Annotated in this window: 25 protein-coding genes; 10 read left to right on the top strand and 15 right to left on the bottom strand. The window is 51.8% G+C overall.

What is annotated here, in order from left to right:
• Nucleotides 1-92: 92 nt before the first annotated feature.
• Entirely contained in the window at nt 93-533 is a 441-nt protein-coding gene (locus F822_RS11650) for a host attachment protein (RefSeq protein WP_025041107.1), read from the top strand.
• Between the two features lie 209 nt (nt 534-742).
• Here F822_RS11650 and thpR read toward each other — a convergent pair whose 3' ends face one another.
• The 8 genes from thpR to F822_RS11610 all read right to left on the bottom strand — a co-directional run bounded on the left by thpR (nt 743) and on the right by F822_RS11610 (nt 7,325).
• Nucleotides 743-1,318, bottom strand: coding sequence for an RNA 2',3'-cyclic phosphodiesterase (gene thpR / locus F822_RS11645; protein ID WP_025041108.1), 576 nt, complete (start codon nt 1,316-1,318; stop codon nt 743-745).
• Entirely contained in the window at nt 1,305-1,799 is a 495-nt protein-coding gene (gene ispF, locus F822_RS11640) for a 2-C-methyl-D-erythritol 2,4-cyclodiphosphate synthase (protein ID WP_025041109.1), read from the bottom strand. Before ispF ends, thpR begins: the two co-directional genes overlap by 14 nt.
• Nucleotides 1,800-1,823: 24 nt before the next feature.
• Nucleotides 1,824-2,519, bottom strand: coding sequence for a 2-C-methyl-D-erythritol 4-phosphate cytidylyltransferase (gene ispD / locus F822_RS11635; RefSeq protein ID WP_025041110.1), 696 nt, complete (start codon nt 2,517-2,519; stop codon nt 1,824-1,826).
• A 173-nt stretch (nt 2,520-2,692) separates the two neighbouring features.
• The gene (gene zapD / locus F822_RS11630; RefSeq protein WP_025041111.1) at nt 2,693-3,448 is read right to left on the bottom strand and encodes a cell division protein ZapD; all 756 of its coding nucleotides are present in this window, start codon (nt 3,446-3,448) and stop codon (nt 2,693-2,695) included.
• 108 nt (nt 3,449-3,556) lie between these two features.
• A complete protein-coding gene (coaE, locus tag F822_RS11625; RefSeq protein ID WP_025041112.1) occupies nt 3,557-4,162 on the bottom strand; it encodes a dephospho-CoA kinase in 606 nt (201 codons plus the stop codon).
• Nucleotides 4,163-4,165: 3 nt separating this feature from the next.
• Nucleotides 4,166-5,041 carry a prepilin peptidase gene (locus F822_RS11620; RefSeq protein ID WP_025041113.1) on the bottom strand — a complete coding sequence of 292 codons (876 nt, stop codon included), beginning with the start codon at nt 5,039-5,041 and terminating at the stop codon, nt 4,166-4,168.
• Nucleotides 5,042-5,056: 15 nt separating this feature from the next.
• Nucleotides 5,057-6,352, bottom strand: coding sequence for an HlyC/CorC family transporter (locus tag F822_RS11615; protein WP_197272915.1), 1,296 nt, complete (start codon nt 6,350-6,352; stop codon nt 5,057-5,059).
• Between the two features lie 145 nt (nt 6,353-6,497).
• Nucleotides 6,498-7,325, bottom strand: a complete 828-nt coding sequence (locus tag F822_RS11610; RefSeq protein ID WP_025041115.1) for a cytochrome C assembly family protein — start codon at nt 7,323-7,325, stop codon at nt 6,498-6,500.
• Nucleotides 7,326-7,391: 66 nt separating this feature from the next.
• Here F822_RS11610 and ffh point away from each other — a divergent pair, with 66 nt between their 5' ends.
• The gene (gene ffh, locus F822_RS11605; RefSeq protein ID WP_025041116.1) at nt 7,392-8,741 is read left to right on the top strand and encodes a signal recognition particle protein; all 1,350 of its coding nucleotides are present in this window, start codon (nt 7,392-7,394) and stop codon (nt 8,739-8,741) included.
• 44 nt (nt 8,742-8,785) lie between these two features.
• On the opposite strand, the gene F822_RS15780 is transcribed toward ffh, so the two are convergent.
• Genes F822_RS15780 through coaBC form a run of 3 tightly spaced genes read right to left on the bottom strand, consistent with a single transcriptional unit; the run spans nt 8,786 to nt 11,135 of the window.
• Complete coding sequence (locus F822_RS15780; protein WP_025041117.1) at nt 8,786-9,418, bottom strand: DUF192 domain-containing protein; 633 nt, start codon at nt 9,416-9,418, stop codon at nt 8,786-8,788.
• Nucleotides 9,419-9,460: 42 nt separating this feature from the next.
• Nucleotides 9,461-9,910, bottom strand: a complete 450-nt coding sequence (gene dut / locus F822_RS11595; protein WP_025041118.1) for a dUTP diphosphatase — start codon at nt 9,908-9,910, stop codon at nt 9,461-9,463.
• Nucleotides 9,911-9,929: 19 nt separating this feature from the next.
• A complete protein-coding gene (coaBC, locus tag F822_RS11590; protein WP_025041119.1) occupies nt 9,930-11,135 on the bottom strand; it encodes a bifunctional phosphopantothenoylcysteine decarboxylase/phosphopantothenate--cysteine ligase CoaBC in 1,206 nt (401 codons plus the stop codon).
• A gap of 134 nt (nt 11,136-11,269) precedes the next feature.
• Between coaBC and radC the strand changes: the two genes are divergently transcribed.
• From radC to rpmG, 3 genes are all read left to right on the top strand, one after another.
• Entirely contained in the window at nt 11,270-11,944 is a 675-nt protein-coding gene (radC, locus tag F822_RS11585; protein WP_025041120.1) for a RadC family protein, read from the top strand.
• 63 nt (nt 11,945-12,007) lie between these two features.
• Nucleotides 12,008-12,244, top strand: coding sequence for a 50S ribosomal protein L28 (gene rpmB / locus F822_RS11580; protein WP_025041121.1), 237 nt, complete (start codon nt 12,008-12,010; stop codon nt 12,242-12,244).
• Nucleotides 12,245-12,289: 45 nt separating this feature from the next.
• A complete protein-coding gene (rpmG, locus tag F822_RS11575) occupies nt 12,290-12,445 on the top strand; it encodes a 50S ribosomal protein L33 (RefSeq protein WP_025041122.1) in 156 nt (51 codons plus the stop codon).
• Between the two features lie 123 nt (nt 12,446-12,568).
• Here rpmG and F822_RS11570 read toward each other — a convergent pair whose 3' ends face one another.
• Entirely contained in the window at nt 12,569-13,741 is a 1,173-nt protein-coding gene (locus F822_RS11570; RefSeq protein ID WP_025041123.1) for a DesA family fatty acid desaturase, read from the bottom strand.
• 876 nt (nt 13,742-14,617) lie between these two features.
• On the opposite strand from F822_RS11570, the gene F822_RS11560 reads away from it, so the two are divergent.
• The 3 genes from F822_RS11560 to F822_RS11555 are packed head-to-tail and all read left to right on the top strand — an operon-like array spanning nt 14,618 to nt 16,082.
• A complete protein-coding gene (locus F822_RS11560; protein WP_051536687.1) occupies nt 14,618-15,019 on the top strand; it encodes an inorganic diphosphatase in 402 nt (133 codons plus the stop codon).
• Nucleotides 15,001-15,159, top strand: a complete 159-nt coding sequence (locus F822_RS16060; protein WP_156304412.1) for a hypothetical protein — start codon at nt 15,001-15,003, stop codon at nt 15,157-15,159. The genes F822_RS11560 and F822_RS16060 overlap by 19 nt, the downstream gene beginning before the upstream one ends.
• Complete coding sequence (locus F822_RS11555; protein ID WP_025041125.1) at nt 15,156-16,082, top strand: CHAD domain-containing protein; 927 nt, start codon at nt 15,156-15,158, stop codon at nt 16,080-16,082. Before F822_RS16060 ends, F822_RS11555 begins: the two co-directional genes overlap by 4 nt.
• A gap of 291 nt (nt 16,083-16,373) precedes the next feature.
• Here the strand turns inward: F822_RS11555 and F822_RS15775 are convergent, their stop codons facing one another.
• Complete coding sequence (locus F822_RS15775; RefSeq protein WP_231623503.1) at nt 16,374-16,556, bottom strand: hypothetical protein; 183 nt, start codon at nt 16,554-16,556, stop codon at nt 16,374-16,376.
• 421 nt (nt 16,557-16,977) lie between these two features.
• On the opposite strand from F822_RS15775, the gene F822_RS11540 reads away from it, so the two are divergent.
• The gene (locus F822_RS11540) at nt 16,978-18,138 is read left to right on the top strand and encodes a zinc-dependent alcohol dehydrogenase (protein WP_025041128.1); all 1,161 of its coding nucleotides are present in this window, start codon (nt 16,978-16,980) and stop codon (nt 18,136-18,138) included.
• Between the two features lie 458 nt (nt 18,139-18,596).
• Nucleotides 18,597-19,787: a glycosyltransferase gene (locus F822_RS11535; protein ID WP_025041129.1), complete on the top strand. Its 1,191-nt coding sequence runs from the start codon at nt 18,597-18,599 to the stop codon at nt 19,785-19,787.
• A gap of 170 nt (nt 19,788-19,957) precedes the next feature.
• On the opposite strand, the gene F822_RS11530 is transcribed toward F822_RS11535, so the two are convergent.
• Both F822_RS11530 and F822_RS11525 read right to left on the bottom strand, forming a co-directional pair.
• Entirely contained in the window at nt 19,958-21,511 is a 1,554-nt protein-coding gene (locus tag F822_RS11530) for a hypothetical protein (RefSeq protein WP_025041130.1), read from the bottom strand.
• A 405-nt stretch (nt 21,512-21,916) separates the two neighbouring features.
• Nucleotides 21,917-22,186: a hypothetical protein gene (locus tag F822_RS11525; RefSeq protein WP_025041131.1), complete on the bottom strand. Its 270-nt coding sequence runs from the start codon at nt 22,184-22,186 to the stop codon at nt 21,917-21,919.
• Nucleotides 22,187-22,271 lie beyond the last annotated feature (85 nt).

The raw sequence follows: 22,271 nt of genomic DNA, 5'->3' as shown, positions 1-22,271 counted from the left end.
GAAACTTCTGTTGAAATCGGGTTGTCAATTGATGAGCAACCCTTTACTTGGTTGTACTTGGTTTTACTTTACCACCATCGCACGGAGGAGTCATGAGCATCACGTGGATTTTGGTCGCAAACGCAAGCGCCGCATATCTTTACGCAAATTACGGACCTAAAAAAGGACTACAGAAACTCAAGGAATTCAGACATGATGCCAGCAGGGAAAAGGGGCAGCATCTGGTTTCCGACCGCCCCGGACACAACAAGAGCCACGGCAACGGCTGCGGCTCCTATATCTCCTCCACCCATCCAAAACAGCATGAAGCGCGGACCTTTGCCTGCCAACTAGCCAGAGAACTGGAGCATGGCCGCACCACCAACAGTTATCAGCGCTTGATCCTGGTTGTGTCAACTCCGTTCATGGGCCTGATCAACAGCAATCTGGGAAGCCACGTACGAAATTTGGTAAGCGATACTTTTGAAAAGGATTACACCCGGGCTAGCGAGAAATATCTGACAAGACATCTGGAAAGCTGCATTTATCTTTAATAGAGGAACTGGAGGAATCCTGGCGTCGGGTTACGCGATGCTGCTAACCCGATCCGCTCTTCTTACCACTCCGCTGACATATTCGATAGTTTCCAGCCTGATAAAGAAACTCTACTGAAAGTAAAGTCCAATAAGCAAAGTACATTTCACCGCATGAATTTCTTCAACAGTAATACCATGCTTGATGTGCTGCCAAAATCAGGGCTTATTCAGAAATCTCCCAAAGGCCAGCAACCAATCGGCGTATAAACCGAGCCGTTACTGGCCTGTTCCGATTTAACCAGCGTCCATTCCCGCACCCGCCAGGCTATCGGCGCGGCCAATTCAGGCAATGTCGGACAGAAGGCATTCGTCATCAGGGTTATGTGTGGCGCATAAGCTTGCTGCTCCAATGGAAACCCGGCTGTGGAGATTGCATCCCGTAGCGCGCCCTCCAGCTTGACAAGTTCCTGGGGAACCTTGCTGGGCGCCGCGTAAACGATGTGGTTGTGTTTCCAGTAGCGAACCTCATCAATGACCAAATCAAAAGCGGGCAACACGGATTGCTTGATGCTATCCGCCACATCGCGTAGCACTTCCAGTCTGTCGGGGTATACTTTTCCCACAAATAACAGCGTGAGATGAATGTTTTCCGCTTTTATTTTCCTTCCGCCGCAGAGCGATTCCAGCCGCAGTTGTTTTGCCAGCCCAGCCAATTGCTTTTGCGTATCGTTGTCCGGCCATACTGCAAAAAAAATGCGATGGGCTTTTCCCGCGCTCCTAGTATTCTCTTCAACTATCGGCATTGTCCAAGGCGATCAGGCATACTGCCTCCGCCTCTATTCCCTCACCCCTTCCAACCGGGCCCAAGCGCTCGGCGGTTTTAGCCTTGACGTTGATATCCTCTGGTTGCATCCGAAGGTCATGTGCAATGTTGCTCAACATAGCCGGAATATACGGCGCCATCCTGGGTGCCTGAGCTATGATGGTGGCATCAATATTCACGACCTTGTAACCGCGTTCCGTCAGCAAACCATAGACGTTATGCAATAGCACGCGGCTATCGATGTTTTTGTAACGCGGGTCGGTATCCGAGAAATGCCTGCCGATGTCGCCCAACCCTGCCGCGCCCAGGAGCGCGTCACATATCGCATGCAGCAGCACGTCTGCGTCCGAATGTCCGAGAAGGCCCTTCTCGTACGGGATGGTCACACCGCCGATGATAAGCTTGCGGCCGTCAACCAATTGATGTACATCGAATCCTTGCCCGATTCTTAACTTCTTCACCCTTTTGCCCTCCGATCTTCCCATTCAAAAATTTTTCAGTATCAGTTCCGCCAACGCCAGATCCTGCGGATAAGTCACTTTCAGATTGCGCGCATCGCTCAGGACCAACTTGGGCTTCAGGCCAAGCGCTTCAACCGCGCCCGCATCGTCGGTCATGGTCATGCCGCCTGCTCTGCTCAAGGCTTCCACCAATAGACCGTGACGAAACATCTGTGGTGTTTGGGCCTGCCATAGATTCTCTCTCGATTCGGTACGCTCAACCCGGCCACTGCCATCGCTGCGCTTCAGCGTGTCCGCCACCGGAACCGCAAGTAACCCTCCTACCTCATCGTCAGCCAGTTCATCCATCAATTTGTCGAGTTGCGCATTGCTTAAACAAGGCCGTGCCGCATCGTGCACCAACACCCAATCGTCATTTTCGATGGTAGAGACCCCCCGTGCCGCTTTCAAACCATTCAGCACGGTTTCCGCACGGGTCGTGCCGCCGCACTTGAGCACGACCAATTTGTCGAAAAATTCCGACCAGTCATGCCGCATCCATTCTCTATCGGCGGGTGCAAGGATCACAAACACGGAAGTGATTCGCGAAGACCCGCATAACGTCTTCAATGTGTGATAGATCATCGGTTTGCCTGCCAACCGCAAATACTGTTTGGGAAGCTCATCACCCATGCGTGAACCGGAACCTGCCGCGGGAATTAGCGCAAAAAAATTTGTCATTCTTGTAATGGAAACAGCTCAGGCTGATCTAATGGGTGTGATGGAAGATAAAGTATATGGATCAAGCGTTGGATGTCGACAATTCTCATTGTCAACTCTTTTCAGCAGATCGGCCCGGCAATAGCAAGGGATTAGATGCGCTTGTCGACCCTGTACAACCCGTTGGAAATCTCTTACAAGTTACAGAATGTCAACTCAAACTCTACATCTTCTTCATATATTCTGGTTTTCTGCCTTGAACCCGAGATAACGAAACGGATGTTAAGCGCATACTTATTAGCGCTGATCTCGGGTACGCACGGTAGACTCTCATCTACCTTCAGGCACAGCATATGCGCTACTCGCGCCGAGCCCATCTGTTGATATACACCCCGGTTAGCGGTGTGTCGAATTGTCTTGCCGCTGTTTCGCAACAGGTGCAATACGATGCTGAAGCCATTTTCCAGCGGCAACATCGGTGCAAGCCATTCGTTGAGATCGTTGCGCCGCACCGCAGGGTCCTGATGCAGCCAATAGTGATAAGAAGGCAAGTCGAATTCGCATGCGCCTCCTGGTATTCCGACACGCTGCTTGATGCTCATCAGCCACTCATTATCCCGCATGTGTTCGCCGATTTTCCCTGACATGCCCAGCATGCTTTGAGAGGCGGCCTGTATATTGGTCAACACTTGATTCAGCGCGCCTTCTGAAATGTCCGGTCTTCTGCGCAGCACCTCCAACGCGTGCTTCTGCCGCTCCAATTCCTGCAGCAGATCCGATTTCATATCGGCACGGCTCGTTACGTCCAGTATTTCAAACAGGGTAACAAGCGCGGAGTGGTGCTGAAAAGCGTCCTTTTTTGCGGAAAAGAAGGCCACCTTGTCAAACAGGTCCTCAAGCCGCAGCAAGGTGCGGATGCGCTCGTTAAGAGGTTGCTCGTAACAAATCACGACGATGGTCTGAGAGGGGAAATGGAACGGACAGGGTACTTGATATCGTGCTGTAAAACAGAATTCTAAATCAAATAGCGTGCAATAAACGTAAAATGCCGGTAGAACTCAACTTTTATTTGCCAAAGCGAGATATTTTCGGTGTAACGCGTTTACCTGTCGCTCCAAATGCGCCATATCCGCATCGTTGATGATTACATCATCCGCTTGTTGTAATCTTTCCTTACGTGAAAGCTGCGCGGACATGATTGCGCGTATAGCACGCTCGTCGAGCCCGGTTCGAGTAGTCGCGCGGACGATCTGATCATGCTCACTGCAATCCACCACCAGGATGCGCCGGATCAACTCGTGGTATGCGCCGGTTTCAAGCAGCAGCGGGACCACTATCATTGCGTATGGGGCACAGCAATGCGCGATACGGCGAACTACCTCGACACGTATAAGTGGATGGAGGATAGCCTCAAGCGTGTGACGTGCGTTGCCGTCCGAGAATACCAGATTGCGCATTTCTTCCCGTTTGAGTGCGCCGTCCGCAGTGATGAATTCTTCCGTAAAGGCGTGCCGAATATCAGCAATTGCCGCACCCCGCGGTTGGGTAAGCTCACGCGCAATCGCATCGGTATCGACCACATCAATACCCAGGGCGGTAAAGAATTTCGCAGCGCTCGTTTTACCACTGCCGATACCGCCGGTTAAGCCGATGATCAAGGACATGGACTAAAATAGGTCTAAATAGATATGATTAAGCTGGTTACCCCAGAACATAGCCACGAAACCTGCACTAGCCAGATAAGGGCCAAACGGAATGCGAGCATGACGCTCCTGCTTTGCCAGCAGTATCAACCCGACACTGGCTATGGTACCCACAATTGAAGAAAACAGAATCACCAGCGGCAGCATTTGCCACCCGAACCACGCCCCAATGACGGCAAGCAGCTTGAAATCACCATAACCCATGCCTTCCTTACCGGTGATGAGTTTATAACCCCAATATACCAGCCACAACACGAGATAACCGGCAACCGCACCGATAACCGCGGAATAAATATCGGTGAAGCCATTGCCCAGATTGACCAGCAACCCTCCCCATAAAAGCGGCGAGGTAATGGCGTCCGGAAGCAATTGAGTATCCATGTCGATAAACGTCAGTGCGATCATCGCCCAAGCGAACATCAACGCGGTAAAAGCGGTAAAACCATAACCGAAATGCCAGGCAATAAAGCCACTGATAAAGCCGGTGAATACTTCGACAGCGGGATAGCGTCCCGAAATGGAAGCCCGGCATTGGGAGCAACGCCCTCTCAACACCAGATAACTTATCAACGGAATATTTTCGAGTACCGTGATTTTATGCCCGCAATCAGGGCAGGCGGAACGAGGCACGACAATATTAAAAGGCGGCAGCGCCTCACCCTCCCCTTCCTCACGCAGATGCCCGCCCAGTTGGGCACAGTGCTGCCGCCATTCGAGCTCCAGCATTTTAGGGAGTCGGTAAATGACCACATTCAAAAAACTGCCCATTGCCAGGCCAACGATGGAGCAGCATGATATGAAAAAAGCGGGTGAGTTTTGCAACAGGTAAAGAAATGACATTCAGGCGACAGAATACTATCCTGTATAAAGATCTGGCGATTCCCGCTCAATTGGCGCCACAGTAAGGAATATCCGCACTACCTTGACCACGCGATCCTGAGTCTGGATGATTTCCATCGGATAACCGGCGATTTTAAGGCTGGTACCTGCTTCGGGAATATCCTGGAAGTGTTCCAGAATGAGGCCATTGAGTGTTTTCGGCCCTCCCAGCGGCAGCGTGAGCCCAAGCTTGCGGTTGAGATCACGCAGCAGGCTGCTTCCTTCCACTATTACACTGCCATCTTCCTGTTTCAGGAATGCACCTACTTGCGAAGGTGAGTGCGTAGTAAATTCGCCAATGATTTCTTCGATGATGTCTTCCAACGTCACCAACCCCATCCATTCGCCGTACTCGTCCACAATGAGACCGACCCGTTCCCGGTTTTCCTGGAATAGCTGCAGTTGCGAAAACAGGGGTGTGCCGGATGGGATGAAGTAAGGCTCACGCATGATTTTTTCGAGTGTTGCGGCGGAGATTTCGTCACTTCTCATCTGATTCAGCACCTTGCGCACGTGAATGATACCGGCAACGTTATCCAGCGTGCCCCTGTATACCGGCAAACGGGTGTGATAACAGGTGAGTAACTGATCGTGAATGATCTCATCGTCCGCGTCGAGGTCTATCGCCTCGATCTGGCCGCGAGGCACCATGACATCGTCCACGGTTACGGTTTCGAGATCGAACAGGTTAAGCAACACGCTCTGGTGCTTCTTCCGGATGAAGTGTCCCGCTTCCAGCACCAGCGTTTTGAGCTCTTCCAGGCTGAGTTTCTGTGTCGCGTTATCTGCCCTGGGTTTTATGCGCAGGATAGTCAGCAGCGTCTGCACGAACAGATTGACGAACCAGACCACAGGATAAAATAGCTTCAGCAACGGCGTCAGCACGTAGCTCGAAGCCAGCGCGATACGCTCCGGATGAGCAGCCGCGATGACCTTGGGCGTAATCTCGCTGAATACCAGGATGGCAAAAGTGACGCCTACCGTTCCCAGAAGCAGGGCCAGATCGCTGTGACCAAAGGAAGCGGAAACAATCACAGCCACCACAGTCGCAGCAGCGGCATTCAACAGGTTGTTGCCAAGCAGGATTACCCCCAGCAACCTGTCGGTATTCAATAGTAGCTGGGTGGTCAGGCGCGCGCCCCGATGTCCCTGTTTCGCGAGATGCTTCAACCGGTAACGGTTGATCGCCATCATGCTGGTTTCGGAAAGGGAAAAAAATGCAGATAAAATCAATAGAACAGCCAGTGCTATCAGTAGCACATACAACGGCATGTCTTCCAAGAGAAACGCCTTTATGCAAGTTGATAAAATTCAGATGCGGAAGAAAGCAGCCAGCCACAACTTCGGGCGGCTTTTGACGACTTCCAGATCGGCACGTTTACCGCCAACGGCATACGCTTTCTGCATATTAGTACCGTTAGCGCTGCAATATCACTTCCAGTACAAATTTGCTGCCGAGATAGGCCAGCAGCAGAATAATGAATCCCGCCAGCGTCCAGCGAATCGCGATGCGCCCGCGCCAGCCATAAAACTGCCTGCCCGCCAGCAGGGCCGCGAACACCCCCCAGGAAATAAAACCAAACAGATTCTTGTGGGTGAATTTGACTGGCTGGCTGAATATCTCCTCTGAAAATACGACACCGCTGATGAGGGTCAGCGTGAGCAGTATGAATCCTACCCAGATGACACGGAACAGCAACGTTTCCATCGTAAGGAGCGGGGGTAGGTTCGTCAGCACCGAAGGCATGGCCGGTTGGTGGAGGCGACGCTCTACCACTGCCATCAACAACGCATGGAGCGCGGCAATGGTAAGAAGGCTGTATGCCAGCATTGCAATGGAAATGTGCGCCTTGAAAGCGGGTAGTTCAGTATTGGCCAAAGGGCGCAGGGAAGGAAAAACCAGCGGGAGCAGTACCGCCACCGCAGCCACCGGCGCGATCAAGGTTTGCAATCCTTCAAGGCGGTTGAAAAAGCCGGATACCCAGTAGATCATGGCGGTAAGCCAAACGATGGCGGAAACTGCGCTGCCCACCCCGAAGCTCAACCCGATGCCTGCAAACACGGATTCATAAAGCGTATAGCCGTGCAGCACCAGCGGTGCGAGAATGGCATAGCGCTCCCATCCCGGCGCTATGATATCGCCGCCTCCGGATTTTGCGGGCGCATTCCACCTGGTGCGCCAGAAGTGCCAACCGATCAGTCCATACAGCAGGGAGGCGACGAGATAGGCTAGAATACCTGACATTTATATAGCGGATTAAATTGGGACTGCCAGTTAGTCTACACCAAATTTTCTTGAGAGGCATTTTGCATGTTCGACAATCTTACCAGCCGGCTTTCCGGAGTCATCAAGACCCTGCGGGGTGAAGCGCGACTGACCGAAACCAATATACAGGAAGCGTTGCGTGAAGTGCGCATGGCATTGCTGGAGGCCGACGTAGCCTTGCCGGTGATCAAGGAGTTCATTGCACGCGTCAAGGAAAAGGCGGTCGGCAAGGAGGTAGTAGGCAGCCTTTCGCCAGGGCAGGCACTGGTGGGGGTAGTGCATCAGGAATTGATCGCTCTCATGGGAGGCGAAACCGCCGATATCAATCTATCTACCGTGCCGCCGGCGGTCATCCTCATGGCCGGGCTGCAAGGCGCAGGCAAGACCACCAGTAGCGGCAAATTGGCAAAGTGGTTGATGGAGCAGAAAAAGAAAAAGGTATTGCTTGTTTCGTGTGACACGTACCGCCCCGCCGCCATTCATCAATTGGAGTTGCTGGCCCGGCAGACGGGCGCAGCGTTCTTCCCGGTTCAAGCGGGACAACAGCCGAAAGAAATCGCTGCTGCCGCGCTGGATTTTGCCCGCAGGCACTTCCACGATGTGATGATTGTGGATACCGCCGGTCGGTTAGCCATCGACGAAGCAATGATGGAAGAAATTCGCGGATTGGAAACGTTGCTGAATCCCATCGAAACGTTGTTCGTAGTGGATGCAATGCAGGGCCAGGACGCGGTCAACACAGCCAGGGCATTTGCCGAGGCGTTGCCGCTGACCGGCGTGATCCTTACGAAACTCGATGGCGATGCCCGCGGAGGCGCGGCACTGTCGGTGCTTCATGTTACTGGAAAGCCAATCAAATTTGCCGGCGTAGGCGAAAAATTAACGGGGCTGGAGGCATTCCACCCTGATCGCATGGCTTCACGCATTCTCGGCATGGGCGATGTGCTGGGATTGATCGAGGAAGCCCAGCGCGGCGTGGATCAGCACGAAGCCGAAAAACTCGCTAAAAAAATGAAATCGGGCAAAAGCTTCGATCTGAACGATTTCAAGATGCAATTTCAACAAATGAGAAATATGGGTGGCATGGGTGCAGTCATGGATAAACTACCTGCTCAATTGAGTCAGGCCGCCCAAAACGTAAAAATTGACGATAAAACCATGGGCCGCACCGAAGGCATCATTAATGCCATGACACCCCAGGAACGGGTCAAACCTGAAATCCTGAAAGCATCACGCAAACGCCGGATCGCAGCGGGAGCGGGCGTTACCGTACAGGAAGTGAACCGCTTGCTGTCTCAATTCGAGCAGGCGCAGAAAATGATGAAAATGATGAGCAAAGGGGGGATGACAAAAATGCTTAGAAGCATGAAAGGAATGCTTCCAGGCATGCGTTAAAAGCAAGTCAGGTGCAGGTGTAGAATCCGGCAACCGAGATCGGTTTATTCGGCTACCGGCATTTTACCGAGGCCCATGACCCGCTCACCTGCCTTTATATTCCTCGTCGAAAACCAGCCAAGATTCGTTTCGATAGCATATTTCGCGGCACCAGCGGAACCGTGCGCCGTTGCCGTGCGGGGCGTCATGTCCTCGATGTTGAGTATCACCCCTTTTTCATCCAGAAAAGCGACACTCAGCGGAATATCCGTGTTCATCATCCACATGCTGTGGTGCCCGGCCTCGGGGAATATAAACAACATCCCGTCATTGCCATCCATCGATTGCCGGGACATCAACCCCTGTGAGCGGGTGATTTGAGTGTGCGCGACCTCGACGCGAAGCGTATGACCGGAAATCTTGAGCTGGCGTACCGGCATTTCCGCATTGACTGGTGCCGATAGAAGAAAAACAAAAAAAATCGCAAGAATGCGCCAACCGGAACCCGGCAATTGGATAGGGTGGAGTTTGCGGTTTTTAGGGTGCAGGGCAAGGCGCAACGACGCGGGGCGGTGGCTGCATTCCAAAGAGTTGCAACACGGCCGTTCGTCATAAAAACCGCGTAATCCTCCCTCTCCCCGTAGCGAACTCGCCAGGAAAGTGAAAATCGAGTGGAGCAAAAATTGTTTGTTAAGCATGGCACCAAGCTGAAAAATGAGGAGTCAACTGCTGAATCAGGTTTAATGTTTGCCGGTACTGCCAAACCCGTTTGTTCCCCGATGACTCTGCGTAAAATCATCTACCACATTGAAATCGACTTGTACCACCGGCACCACGACCAGTTGCGCGATCCGCTCCAGCGGATTCAATAGAAAAGGCACCTGTCCACGGTTCCAGCATGAAACGAATATCTGACCCTGGTAATCGGAATCGATCAGCCCAACCAGGTTCCCCATCACTATGCCATGCTTGTGGCCTAGCCCCGAACGGGGAAGCACCATAGCGGCAAGTCCTGGATCCGCAAGATGAATAGCAATACCGGTGGGGATGAGGTGGGCCTCGCCTGGTGCGATCGTCATCACATGTTCCGTGCAGGCCCGCAGATCAAGCCCAGCGGAGCCGGGAGTAGCATAAGCCGGCAACTGGTGCTTCAGACGTAAGTCGAGAATCTTGATGTCTATCTTTAGCATGGCAATCTCGGGATTTTTTTCACGCTTTTTGTTTTTCCTGCAGCAATGAAATATGTTTGATCAAGCGTCGTGCCTGCTCTATTTTCTGCGCTCGCGGTAAATGATGCCTGCCTGCGCCGTCAAATAGAGTCAATGTACAATCCTCAGAGCCAATCGTTTCCTGAACCAGGTTTGCGGCGAGAAGCGGCAGCTTTTTCTTGCATCGCTTGATTTCAGCATTCTCCTCAAGATTTTCCGTCTCGGCAGCAAAACCTACACAGAAAGGCGGATCGGCAAGCCCTGCTGCATATTCAAGAATATCAGGATTGGGTATCAGTTCGAGCGTGATGCTATTGCTGGTTTTCTTTGTCTTCTGCTTACTGGTGCTTTTGGCGCGATAGTCGGCTACTGCCGCGACACTTATAAAAATATCGACACCTGAAATTTCATTTTCCACGGCCCCAAGCATGTCTTGCGCGCTCGTCACCCGGGTGACCTTTGCCGCCGGAGGTGCATCAAGACAAACAGGACCGGAAATGAGAATGACCTCCGCCCCGGCTTCAAGTGCTGCGCGCGCGATTGCATAGCCCATTTTTCCGGAACTTAAATTGGTGATTCCCCTGACCGCATCAATAGCCTCATATGTGGGCCCGGCAGTGATGAGCACGCGCTTGCCTTGCAACAGCCTGGGCTGAAAAAAAGAATGCAGTGTTTCAGCGAGTTCGCGCGCTTCAAGCATACGACCCATGCCGGTCTCCCCACATGCCTGGGCACCACTGGCGGGACCGAGTATTGTTACATTATCCTGCCGCAGCGTAGCCAGGTTCCGTTGCGTTGCAGGATTTTCCCACATTTGCCGGTTCATGGCCGGCGCAATCAGCAAGGGGCAATCGCGCGCAAGGCACAATGTCGATAACAGGTCATCAGCAAGACCATTGGCGAGTTTGGCGATAAAATCGGCGCTGGCAGGCGCGACGAGTATCGCATCCACATTGCGCGAAAGATCAATATGAGCCATGCTGTTGGCAATGCTCGCGTCCCACAGTTCAGTAAACACCGGCTTACCGGTTAATGCCTGCAATGTTGCCGTACCGACGAAATGACAGGCGGATTGGGTCATTACCGCCTGCACGTCTACGCCGTCATGTATCAGGAGACGCGCCAGCTCCGCAGCCTTGTATGCGGCCACCCCGCCGGTCAACCCCAAAAGCAGGTGCCTGGTTCTTTGTAAGGACGTGTCAGTCATAATCACAGGATCATTTTTAGCAGGAAAGAAGTTTAACCTAAAAACAGCATCTCATTGCAGAGGACGGCTCTCACCGCTACGATGATTTTGGATTTCTTACCTGACCTTTGCACTTTTATTTGGCACCCACTACCATGGCAATTTCCGACTGGCCTGAATCCGAGCGTCCACGCGAAAAACTTCTGAAAAATGGACCCGCACATCTTTCCGATGCGGAACTCCTGGCGATATTCCTGCGCACGGGTATGGCCGGAAAAAGCGCAGTGGATCTGGCGCGAGAACTGCTCCAGTGCTTCAACGGGCTGACAGGGCTGTTTGCCGCGGATCAGAACACTTTTTGCCAGGTAAGAGGAATGGGCCCGGCCAAGTATTCGCAATTACAGGCAGTGATGGAAATGGCGCGACGTGCGCTGGAAGAAAAACTGAAGAGCGGCGATGCCATGAGCTCGCCAAAATCAGTACGCGATTATTTGCGCCTCAGTCTTCAGGGTAAAAAGCACGAGGTCTTCGTGGCTATTTTTCTCGATGCTCAGAATCGCACCATTGCGACCGAAGAGTTGTTCAAGGGAACCCTCACCCAAACCAGCGTATACCCGCGCGAGGTGGTAAAACGGGCGCTGTATCATAACTCAGCCGCCATTATCTTCGCCCACAATCATCCTTCCGGTGTTGCAGAGCCGAGCCAAGCCGACGAAATCCTGACTCAATCTCTAAAACAGGCGCTTGCTTTGATAGACGTGAAGGTCCTCGATCATTTTATCGTTGGCGCGGGCACGGCCATGTCGTTTGCTGAGCGCGGATTGATATGATTTGAGGAAATTCTTGAAATCGGGATATAATATCGGTTTTTCTGATTTTGGGAGTGGATCACCATGGCACAAGTATGTGAAGTCACCGGAAAGAAGCCTATGACCGGCCACCACGTTTCCCATGCGAACAATAAGACCAAACGGCGCTTTTTGCCCAATTTGCAGCGCCGCCGGTTCTGGGTTGAGAGCGAGCATCGCTGGATCAGCCTGCGCCTGTCTAATGTAGCGCTCCGTACAATAGACAAGAATGGCATTGACGCAGTGCTAGCTGGAATGCGCGCACGCGGGGACAACATTTAAAAGTCGGGAAACGGCATTTAGGCTTGGGAATATAAGGACATTATCATGAGAGAAAAAATAAAGCTCGAATCTTCGGCCGGAACCGGTCATTTCTACACCACCACCAAGAATAAGCGCACCAAGCCAGAGAAAATCGAAATTTCAAAATTTGACCCGGTCGTACGCAAGCACGTCAAATACAAAGAAACCAAACTCAAGTAATATTATCGCGAAGGTTGTGCCGCAAATCTTCCAGGATATATTAAAAACGCACTAAAACAAAAAACCCGCCAGCAGCGGGTTTTTTGTTTTTGCTATATGTTTGCAGCGCTTGTCACATTTGGCTTAAGCAGCGTAGCAACGTAGCCTGCGGGAGAAATTTTCCAGCACTTCAATACCGCTTTCTTCGGCGCGATGGCACCAATCTTCAAGCTGCTTGACCAACTCATCCTTGGAGGAGGTCGAGCGCTGCCACACTGCCATAAGCTCCTCACGCATTTTATAAACCTTGTCCAGCGTGCTGGTCTTGCTCAGCACCAGGTTCAGCTTGACCCGTTCGTCTTCCTGTAGAGTCTTGGAGTCAGCAAGAACCCAGCGTTTAAGGGTAGAGCGATCTACGCCGAGGTTTGCAGTCCCGTCCTTCAGGTGATCAGTTTCTTTTGCCAATGTATGCTTGAGGAACTGAGCATATTTTGCCAGCACTTCGTAACGATGAGAAATAACAGCTTGCAGCGTATCAAGATCGCAAGTTGTCTTGGCGGCATCCAGGCGTAATTTGGGTGCAACCTTCTTCACCTGAGCCAGCCCCATCGATTTCAAAATGCATATATACATCCAGCCGATGTCGAACTCATACCACTTGTTGGATAAACGCGCAGAAGTGGCATAGGCGTGATGATTATTATGCAACTCCTCTCCGCCAATGAGAATCCCCCAAGGTACGATATTACGGCTGGCATCTTCCGCCTGGAAGGTGCGATAACCCCAGTAGTGCCCCACACCATTGATGATGCCAGCAGCCATAATGGGAGCCCATGCCATCTGTATCGCCCAGATCGTCAGCCCGATGGGACCGAATAGAATAAGATTGATGATCAGCATCAGTGCAATACCCTTGGCGCTATGCTTGGAGTAGACATTACGCTCCAGCCAGTCGTCCGGCGTACCATGGCCATATCTTTCCAGGGTTTCCAGATTCTTTGCTTCTTTCCGATAGAGCTCGGATCCTTCTCTCAGCACTTTACTGATACCGAGCACTTGCGGACTGTGGGGGTCGGCTGCGGTCTCGCACTTGGCGTGATGCTTGCGGTGTATTGCCGTCCACTCCTTGGTCACCATGCCGGTGGTAAGCCACAACCAGAAGCGAAAGAAATGGCTGGGCAGCGGATGCAACTCAAGCGAACGGTGCGCCTGATGGCGGTGTAGATATATCGTGATACCGGCAATCGTAATGTGGGTAAGACCCAGGATGACCGCGATATACCCCCACCACGGCAAGTCGATAAGACCTAAAGTCATAGATGTGTGACCTTTTAAGATAACTGCTGAAAAGAATGGATATTACGGGGAGAAAGGATACGGCAATTTAAAACTAAATGGGCATTTAGTCAAGGAATTGTTCAGTCTTGGTGCGGGTTGCCGCAGATATGGAGAGAGGCGGGGTAGCCTTGTCGCGCACGGCGGAGTACGGCCTTATAGCCAAAGTAGCGGTAGCGGTTTTGGCGCCGCTAAGCCGCTTACTCGGGATGAACACTCACTTATCACTCCCCTGCCCTTCATGAGAATTATTTTTCAGGAATAACTGTTCGAAGTCGACCTGGAGAAAATCGATTTTTCCCTTGCTGGCATCAACCGCCAAACGCTTCATATTTATTTGCAAGCGGGTATAAGCCTATCGACTACATTATCCACCGACTGGTGAGAGGAATGTCTGCCAGGTAAACGAGATAGGACCCGTGACGGGTTGAATAATAATTGTCGTGCCTAAAGATAAGCATGCAGAATGTGCGTTATCGTACTGAGCGATTTTTGCCAAATCCCTATTGTTGAGGGTGGGCATCAAAATTGGAAGAGGTTCAGCCAGGCGCTAACGGAGTGCAGAAGTGGCGGCACGCGTCCGCCTGCTGCCGACAATAATAGACCCTGACATTTATTCAAACTTTCAGGATTGAACTGGATATTGACAGCAAGCGCGGTGGCAATCCTTCCGCCAATTCGAATGATCGATTGCTCCGAACTCTTTTGCTTCTCGGTAAATCCGGTCGAAATCTTTGTGTACACAACTGCCATTTATTCCTGCTTCATCGCACATCGGCGCTATTGCCATAACAGATGTGATGTTGCGCGCCCTTATCGATTCAGCGTTGAAAACCCGAAACGGGAAAGGAGCATCACATGAATGACTCTTTGATTACCCTGGAGCCAAGAGCTGAGGCAGGCCTTGTCAACATCATTGTCGATACGCCGAAAGGCAGCCGCAACAAATTCAAGTATGACGAGAAAACGCGGTGCTTCCGCTTGAGCCGAATTCTACCGGTTGGCGCCTTTTTCCCTTTTGATTTTGGCTCTATTCCAATGACAAGCGCCGAAGATGGCGACGCGCTCGACGTGCTTGTGATCGGCGACGCCCCAAGCTTTCCGGGATGCCTCCTGACAGGCAAACTGATCGGCACGATATCCGGTGAGCAGACGGAAAAAAAGAAAACGATACGCAATGATCGGCTTCTCGCCGTGCCGGTCACCCCGGCAAATCCCCCCTGTTCGAGCACATTGATGATTTGCCCAGCGCCTGGATAACTGAAATAGAGCATTTTTTCATATCGTATAACCGTGTGCAGGGGCGTGAATACAAGCCCATTAAACGCGGCGGCCCGAAAGTGGCAGAAGAAACATTAACCAACGCCGAGCAGCGCTACAAGCGCGAGCAGAAACAATGAAATCCGCAAATCGGTCCATCCCCTCCGAGACAGCAGGTCATCCAGCCGCCAAACTGCTGCGCACATCAATAGGCGAAGCGCTGGAGCGCCTGCAAGCACCTCAACCGATCTCGGACGAAGCCATTCATGACGCACGGAAAGCTTTAAAAAAGGCACGAGCCGATCTTCGGCTGCTGCAGGACGGAATGAGCAAAGCGACTTACCAAGCGGAAAACTCCGGCCTGCGGGATGCAGGGCGTTTTCTATCGCCGTTGCGTGATGCCAGATCATTGATCGAGGCCTTCGATTCACTCCATGATCGATATATTGACGAATTGCAAGGGGTTGATCTTGCTCCGCTCCAAAAAAAATTACGTGGAAACTTGGCCAAGGCGCGACGCCATCTTCACCCCCAGGGCAAATCAGCCGATCTGGAAAACTGCATACGTTTACTTAAGGACAGCCTCGACCTGGCAGAACAGAGAGACTTCTCATCCATCAATTCCTCGACCATCGGCCCAGGATTGCAGCGCATCTATGGAAAGGGCCGCAAAGCGTATGCTGAAGCGAAAACCGTCCCCACTACAGAAGCGCTTCATGAATGGCGAAAGCAAGTCAAGTATCTGCTTAACGCGATGGATGGACTTCATTCTTCAAAAAGAGACCTGGAAAGAGGCAAAGTGGTAAAAATCCTGAAACGAGCTGACCGGCTTGCTGACTATCTAGGGGACGATCACGAGCTCGCCATGCTGGCGCAGGAAACCGCACGCAGCACCTACGCCTCAATTGATGGCGATTTGATAAAGCGATTGGACGCACTCATAGCGCCTCGTCGCGCGAAACTGCAAAAGCGCGCGTTCAGATTGGGAAAGAAGCTCTATGACGAGAAACCCAAAAAATTTACAAAGCAGACAGGCGTTAGCGTTCGCTCAACTTCTGGCTGATATCGCGCGTCCAATCGCGCTTTGGTATTTTCGCGCTCCTCTGGATATTATGTGCAAGGCTGACAAGAGCCCGGTCACAGCGGCGGATCATGAAATCGAAAGCGCCCTTTGCCAGGTGATTAATGAGCAAGATCCTCACTATGCCATTATCAGCGAAAAATACGGGAAGATGCCGGGTAGCAATGACAGCTGGATTCTCGACCCTAACCGATTGGAATGGTCGCCCGCCCGGTTTGAATTCAGATGGACGCATCGTTGCAGCGGCGAACAAACTCCCATCGGGTGCAGCCGTCAACTCATTGATGTGCTTGTAATATCCCGGAAACCGGTTTCTATTTCTCTTTTCCAGAGGATCATTTCCTCCTGCTGCCCCCAACGTTCATATGCTTCCCCTAAGTGCGATGCCGCACCGAAAACGAGAAAGCCCGGGCGTAATGTCTTATTGTTATTTAGCTCAACATCAGGAGCAATCATGAAACGCTATTCAATATTTATGGCTCGGCCCCTGGTACTCGCCAGTGCGTTTTTCCTGGCACCGGGGTTTGTTTATGCTCAGGTTACACCGGGACCAGGGGGTTCCATCGTTGGGCAACCGCCCGGACAAAACAACAATATTATCGGACAGCCAGTTCCGGGTCAGAGTAGTCCCCCTCCATATCCACCCGTGTTAGGCAGTCAACCTGACTCAAGGATAATTACGGGCACTAATCCAGTGAAGGACAAATTGAATCGGGCGAATAGAGAAGCCGCCGATATAGATCGGGACGGCAGGATAAGTCCGGAGGAAGCTTCAAGGATCCCACCCGGTACTCCCGTGATCAAATAGGCCGCCTGCCAGCGTTTATTAACTGGTCACCCGTTTTTTTCCCGGAAAACGTTATGAAGGAGAATTCGGATGCATGCGCTTACCTATCACGGAAGTTATAACGTTCGTGTGGATACCGTACCTGATCCGATACTTCAGGAACCGGACGATGTCGTTCTCAAAATTACGGCGACCGCAATCTGCGGCTCGGATTTACATCTGTATCGAGGAAAAATACCTGAGCTCAAGGATGGCGACATCCTGGGCCACGAATTTATGGGGGTGGTTGTCGATGCCGGATCCGAGGTGGCGGCGCTACAGAAAGGTGATCGGGTAGTTGTGCCGTTTGTCATCGCCTGTGGCGAATGTTTCTTCTGCGAGAAACAGTTATTTTCAGCATGCGAGACAACCAATCCGGATCGCAGCGCAATCATGAACAAGAAGAACGTGCGCTCAGGTGCGGCGCTCTTTGGTTATACTCATCTGTATGGAGGTGTACCCGGCGGTCAGGCGGAATATGTGCGCGTACCAAAGGCCAACGTCGGCCCGATCAAAGTTCCCCAAACGCTGGCCGACGAACAAGTCCTGTTCTTGAGCGATATTCTGCCGACCGGTTATCAAGCCGTACTTAACGCCGATATCGGCCCGGGATCAAGTGTTGCTATCTTTGGCGCCGGTCCTGTCGGTTTGATGGCAGCCGCCTGCGCTCGCATGTTGGGTGCGGACAAAATTTTCATGGTCGACCATCACCCGTACCGGCTCGAATTTGCCCGTGAAACATATGGCATTTTTCCCATCGATTTTGATGAAGTCGACCCTGCTGAAGTCATTATCGAGAATACCTCATTCAGGGGTGTCGATGCCGCTATCGATGCAATAGGTTTTGAAGCAAAAGGCAGTGCGCTCGAAACCGTAATGACCAATCTCAAGCTTGAAGGCAGCAGTGGAGTCGCACTACGCCAATGTATTGCAGCCGTACGCCGTGGGGGTACGGTCAGCGTGCCCGGGGTTTATACCGGTTTCATACATGGATTTCTGTTTGGCGACGCTTTTGAGAAAGGCTTGATATTCAAGATGGGCCAGACTCACGTACAGCGTTTCCTGCCCGAACTGCTAGACCATATTGAATCGGGGAAATTACACCCCGACGTCATCATCAGTCACCGTATGCGCCTTACGGAAGCGGCCGCTGCTTATAAGATTTTCGACAAGAAACAGGACGACTGCCGCAAGGTTGTTCTCACGCCCTAACAGATATCAACCAAACACCACCCGGTTTCACGCTCCCACAGGCATCACCACCCCCAGTTAGCGCTTCTACCATTCCGCAGCTCTACATAGCCCCGCTCAAACGATGTACATAAACACGGCTGTATCCGCGCTCAAGAGCATGGGCTTTGCTGTGGCTCTATAAATGCCGCCACATCGAAAGGGCAAATGTACGTTATCGCACAGTAGCGCTCTCTAAAAACCTTGATCATTGCACTGTTGAGTACGCATAGCCGATATACATAAGAACGATGCCGATATCGGACACCAGCTGAATCGAATCTTGATCGGCGCCTCAACCGCGAAGCTTATGCAGTGTATTCAATGAACGCGACCTGATAATGAAACATCACGTTCTTATTGGCTAATCAGGCTATGCAAGTCTGGACCACATCAATGGCGCAGGGCAACTCAAGCCCCGTTCACTCAAGGAGCCGTAAATGACGACTATTATTTTTTTTTCCCACCTCCGCTGGGACTCTGCGTATCAACGGCCCCAACATCTTCTGTCAGGATTAGCGGAAAATTACAAGATAGTTTTTATTGAAGAACCGGTTTTCCATGAGCATGACAGCTTCCTTGAAACATCCATTCCCGGACCAAACATAATCGTACTCAAACCTCATACGCCGGTCGCGGCATCTGGTTTTCATGATGAGCAATTGCCACATTTAATCAAACTGATGCGTCAATTTGTCGGCATCGACGAAGAACACTTGGCCTGGTTTTATACGCCAATGGCATTACCGCTACTGCAGGAGCTAAACCCTTCTCTCGTGGTCTATGACTGCATGGATGAACTCGCCGCTTTCAAAAATCCCCCAAAACAGATGCTTCAGCGGGAAAATGCATTACTGAAAGTAGCCGATCTTGTTTTCACCGCAGGCCCCAGTCTTCATCGGGCAAAGCAGGGGCGTCATGCAAATGTTCATTACTTTCCTAACAGCGTTGATTTGGTACATTTCAAACAGGCTCTTGATCGCACCCACGTGCACCCCGCACATGAAGATATTCCGGGACCGAGACTTGGCTATTATGGGGTAATTGATGAGCGAATTGATACGGAACTCATCGGCCGCATCGCCGATGCGCATCCGCAATGGCAGATCGTCCTTGCTGGACCGGTGGTAAAAATAGATCCGGCTACATTACCGCGGCGGCATAACATTCATTATCTGGGACAACAGCCTTATAAGGCGCTACCACAATTTCTGGCTGGCTGGAACGTGTGTTTGCTGCCATTCGCAATAACCGAATCGAGTCACTTTATCAATCCCACGAATACGCTCGAATACATGGCGGCCGAGTTGCCCATCGTAAGTACGCCTGTTGTTGATATTGTAGATCTTTATGGAAATGTGGTGTCTATTGCGCACTCCTCGCGCGCTTTTATCAAGGCATGCGAAACTGCATTACTGACAACCCCGGAAGAACATAACCAGGATATCGTCAAGATGAGAGAAACGGTATCGGAAACCTCGTGGAGCACTACGGTAGAAAAAATGCACGAGCTGGTGCAGCTCACGCGCGAGCAAAAAGAAGAGTCAAGCAGCGCTAACCGCCACAGCCTGAACCGGGCCTGTCCCTTAGGCGGGCAGTTCAACCAGCGCTGGCAAATAAAAAGCGCGTAGCCCAACTTGGGTATTCTAGCGGGCGAAGCATCGGACAATACTGATGTTTATCGAAATAAGCGGTTCTTCTGGTTTATATGTACACATTTACACAGGCTGCTGAGGGTCGCTGCATGGGCTCCGACAGCTCTGCGAAGGATTGCACCAGCAGCTTTCGCCTCCTTGTTTGATTACGCCGATTTGTATATCTGGTAGGCAGGATTAGGCGAGCCGGGCACTAGCTCGAAGTTATCCAGGATGTACTGATGGATTAGCGGATGTGTATTACGGAAACGCAATTCCTCTCGCCCATCGAGCGGCAGATCGTATATTAAAATAAAGCCGGGATTAGCGGCCCGGATGCGTTCGATCTCCAGCTGCTGAAAAACTTCATTTCGCGGAAACAGGGCATAGATCTCCCACATAGGAGATTTGCTTGCCAGCAATGGATAGGCTCCCGGCCAGAAAGGGGCAGCAACAAAGCTCCGGCCATGTGGCGCATATTCGTCAGCCAGCTTTCGAAGCAGGTGGACATTGCTCGCTGTGTCTGGAGCGACGTTCAACTCGCTGCCGGAAACTTCAATATTCACGCAGTGCTTGCTGGCGCCACATTGCCAGCCTGGATGAAGGACAAGCATCACCCACAGGCTTGCTCCACCCAGCAAGAATACCGAAGGCCACTTGGTCCTGGCGGGCTGTGCAGCCAGCAGCGCCAGACAGCCTATCAATAATGGAAAAATACCTTGCGCAAGATGACCGACATCAGCGCGGGAATAAGCATAATGTGCGTAAGGCAGCGCCAGAAATGCGGTTGCAACCAGCACTGGCGCAACCGGTTTTTGACGGAATTTTTGCCAGACCACCCATGCGATTGCAAGGATACCAAACGCGATTGTCCCGATAAAAAACAGACCGACCAGTACTCCACGAATCTCTTCACCGACAGATGCTGAGCCGAATGGCACTGTCCAGGGCCAGGGAACCGGCAAAGGAAGATTAGTGGCCTTGACTTCGAACAGAAAGCAGATGCTTTCCCAAAAGGCCATGGCGAAACCGGGCACCAGCAGCACCATGAGAAGCACAGGGACAAAGCCGACGATTACGCCAGCAGCCCAGAGCATAAGCCCCCTGATAAACCCGGGCTGATCCACTCGTTTGATTGTTAGCCAGGCCATGACGCCGAGACTGCCAAAAACGCCATATACACCGTGATTGCGGCCAAAGACAGCTACCAGCCCTATACACATGCCAGCCAAAAAATAACGCATGCTTGTTGGATGGCGAACCAGGAAGACCAATACACCGATCAGCAGAATGGACAGCGAAATATCGAACAGCTTATGGCGCGGAAACATCCATAGCGCCAGCGTGGCTGCTGCAAGCAACAGGTAGGCGAAGCTCTGGTTTTTGGTACTTCTAGCGATCAGAAGCAGGCCGGCGAATAATCCAACCACTTGAAAAACCGCCACCGCGCCACGCAAAGCCATAATGCCGCTGTCGCCCCACAAGCTCATGAGAACGGCAGACCAGTAATAGCGGCCCGGATCGTAGGACATGAAATCCCGGAGGGGCACCTCGCCCAACATTACGCGCTGAGCGCCGTACCAAAGATAACCTTCATCCCACAGGCTGAAGCCCTTATGCCCCTGCCATAAGAAGAGAGCAAATACGACAAAACTGGAAAGAGCCAGTATTGACGATGCTTGAAGTATTTTGTGCCTGCTTCCTTGATGCTTGCTAAACATTGATGTCTACCGACCCAAGACTGGGGGAAAACAGACAATTATTATTGCATATTTTTATCCTTGCTCATCCCCATCCTGCTCCGCCCTTGCCCGTCCGCTGAGGGGTTTTTGCAAAATGTTATGCAGCAAGCCTCCGGTCGCGGCGCAATCTTGGCTAGATAATGTCTATGTCATATTCTTCAGAAAGGTTCCGAAAGATTTTCGGAAAGCGGGAAGACGTCAAGAAAATTAAGCGGCGCTTAGCTCAGCAAGCGCCAGGCGATGTGCGTGGTTACCCACGTTATCCGAATTGGGTGATAACCGGCATCCCGGATTTTTTACTTTCGAAAGAGAAAACCAGACGACACCGATTGCACCCGCATGAAGCTATATGCCAGGAGCAATTTTCATAGGCAGCATTGTACTTCAGCCCACCCCTTGTCCATGGCTGGAGCTGGCAGGTACTTCCGCGCGCCTGATTTCACGATCTTTTTTAAAGGCGGGGCCAGTTTTGTCGCGGTATTTATCATCCATTTTTTGTTGTCTCTTATCCTGACCGCCATCCAGCTTGGCCGGCACCTGTTCGCGCATCTCACGATCCTTGTCCGAGACCGGCACTTTCTCGTCCGCCGCAACGCCAAAGCTGGAAACAGCCATGAAACAGGCAATAATGGAAACTGAAATAGCTTTGATCATTTTTATATCTCCTATTCTGACCTTAAACCTCAGGTTTATAACGGCCATGAATTAAAAGGGGCGGAGCAGGCGTCAGAGGAGCAGC

The sequence above is a fragment of the Nitrosospira briensis C-128 genome, from assembly GCF_000619905.2.
GTDB classification, from domain to species: Bacteria; Pseudomonadota; Gammaproteobacteria; order Burkholderiales; family Nitrosomonadaceae; genus Nitrosospira; species Nitrosospira briensis.
This window is presented reverse-complemented; position numbering and strand designations above follow the sequence as displayed.

What these genes read in the sequence shown, in the direction of transcription:
- F822_RS11650 (WP_025041107.1), top strand. Translation starts at nt 93, where the DNA reads ATGAGCATCACGTGGATTTTGGTCGCAAACGCAAGCGCCGCATATCTT.
- thpR (WP_025041108.1), bottom strand. Translation starts at nt 1,318, where the DNA reads ATGCCGATAGTTGAAGAGAATACTAGGAGCGCGGGAAAAGCCCATCGC.
- ispD (WP_025041110.1), bottom strand. Translation starts at nt 2,519, where the DNA reads ATGACAAATTTTTTTGCGCTAATTCCCGCGGCAGGTTCCGGTTCACGC.
- coaE (WP_025041112.1), bottom strand. Translation starts at nt 4,162, where the DNA reads ATGTCCTTGATCATCGGCTTAACCGGCGGTATCGGCAGTGGTAAAACG.
- F822_RS11620 (WP_025041113.1), bottom strand. Translation starts at nt 5,041, where the DNA reads ATGTCATTTCTTTACCTGTTGCAAAACTCACCCGCTTTTTTCATATCA.
- F822_RS11615 (WP_197272915.1), bottom strand. Translation starts at nt 6,352, where the DNA reads ATGCCGTTGTATGTGCTACTGATAGCACTGGCTGTTCTATTGATTTTA.
- F822_RS11610 (WP_025041115.1), bottom strand. Translation starts at nt 7,325, where the DNA reads ATGTCAGGTATTCTAGCCTATCTCGTCGCCTCCCTGCTGTATGGACTG.
- ffh (WP_025041116.1), top strand. Translation starts at nt 7,392, where the DNA reads ATGTTCGACAATCTTACCAGCCGGCTTTCCGGAGTCATCAAGACCCTG.
- F822_RS15780 (WP_025041117.1), bottom strand. Translation starts at nt 9,418, where the DNA reads ATGCTTAACAAACAATTTTTGCTCCACTCGATTTTCACTTTCCTGGCG.
- dut (WP_025041118.1), bottom strand. Translation starts at nt 9,910, where the DNA reads ATGCTAAAGATAGACATCAAGATTCTCGACTTACGTCTGAAGCACCAG.
- coaBC (WP_025041119.1), bottom strand. Translation starts at nt 11,135, where the DNA reads ATGACTGACACGTCCTTACAAAGAACCAGGCACCTGCTTTTGGGGTTG.
- radC (WP_025041120.1), top strand. Translation starts at nt 11,270, where the DNA reads ATGGCAATTTCCGACTGGCCTGAATCCGAGCGTCCACGCGAAAAACTT.
- rpmB (WP_025041121.1), top strand. Translation starts at nt 12,008, where the DNA reads ATGGCACAAGTATGTGAAGTCACCGGAAAGAAGCCTATGACCGGCCAC.
- rpmG (WP_025041122.1), top strand. Translation starts at nt 12,290, where the DNA reads ATGAGAGAAAAAATAAAGCTCGAATCTTCGGCCGGAACCGGTCATTTC.
- F822_RS11570 (WP_025041123.1), bottom strand. Translation starts at nt 13,741, where the DNA reads ATGACTTTAGGTCTTATCGACTTGCCGTGGTGGGGGTATATCGCGGTC.
- F822_RS11560 (WP_051536687.1), top strand. Translation starts at nt 14,618, where the DNA reads ATGAATGACTCTTTGATTACCCTGGAGCCAAGAGCTGAGGCAGGCCTT.
- F822_RS11555 (WP_025041125.1), top strand. Translation starts at nt 15,156, where the DNA reads ATGAAATCCGCAAATCGGTCCATCCCCTCCGAGACAGCAGGTCATCCA.
- F822_RS15775 (WP_231623503.1), bottom strand. Translation starts at nt 16,556, where the DNA reads ATGATTGCTCCTGATGTTGAGCTAAATAACAATAAGACATTACGCCCG.
- F822_RS11540 (WP_025041128.1), top strand. Translation starts at nt 16,978, where the DNA reads ATGCATGCGCTTACCTATCACGGAAGTTATAACGTTCGTGTGGATACC.
- F822_RS11535 (WP_025041129.1), top strand. Translation starts at nt 18,597, where the DNA reads ATGACGACTATTATTTTTTTTTCCCACCTCCGCTGGGACTCTGCGTAT.
- F822_RS11530 (WP_025041130.1), bottom strand. Translation starts at nt 21,511, where the DNA reads ATGTTTAGCAAGCATCAAGGAAGCAGGCACAAAATACTTCAAGCATCG.
- F822_RS11525 (WP_025041131.1), bottom strand. Translation starts at nt 22,186, where the DNA reads ATGATCAAAGCTATTTCAGTTTCCATTATTGCCTGTTTCATGGCTGTT.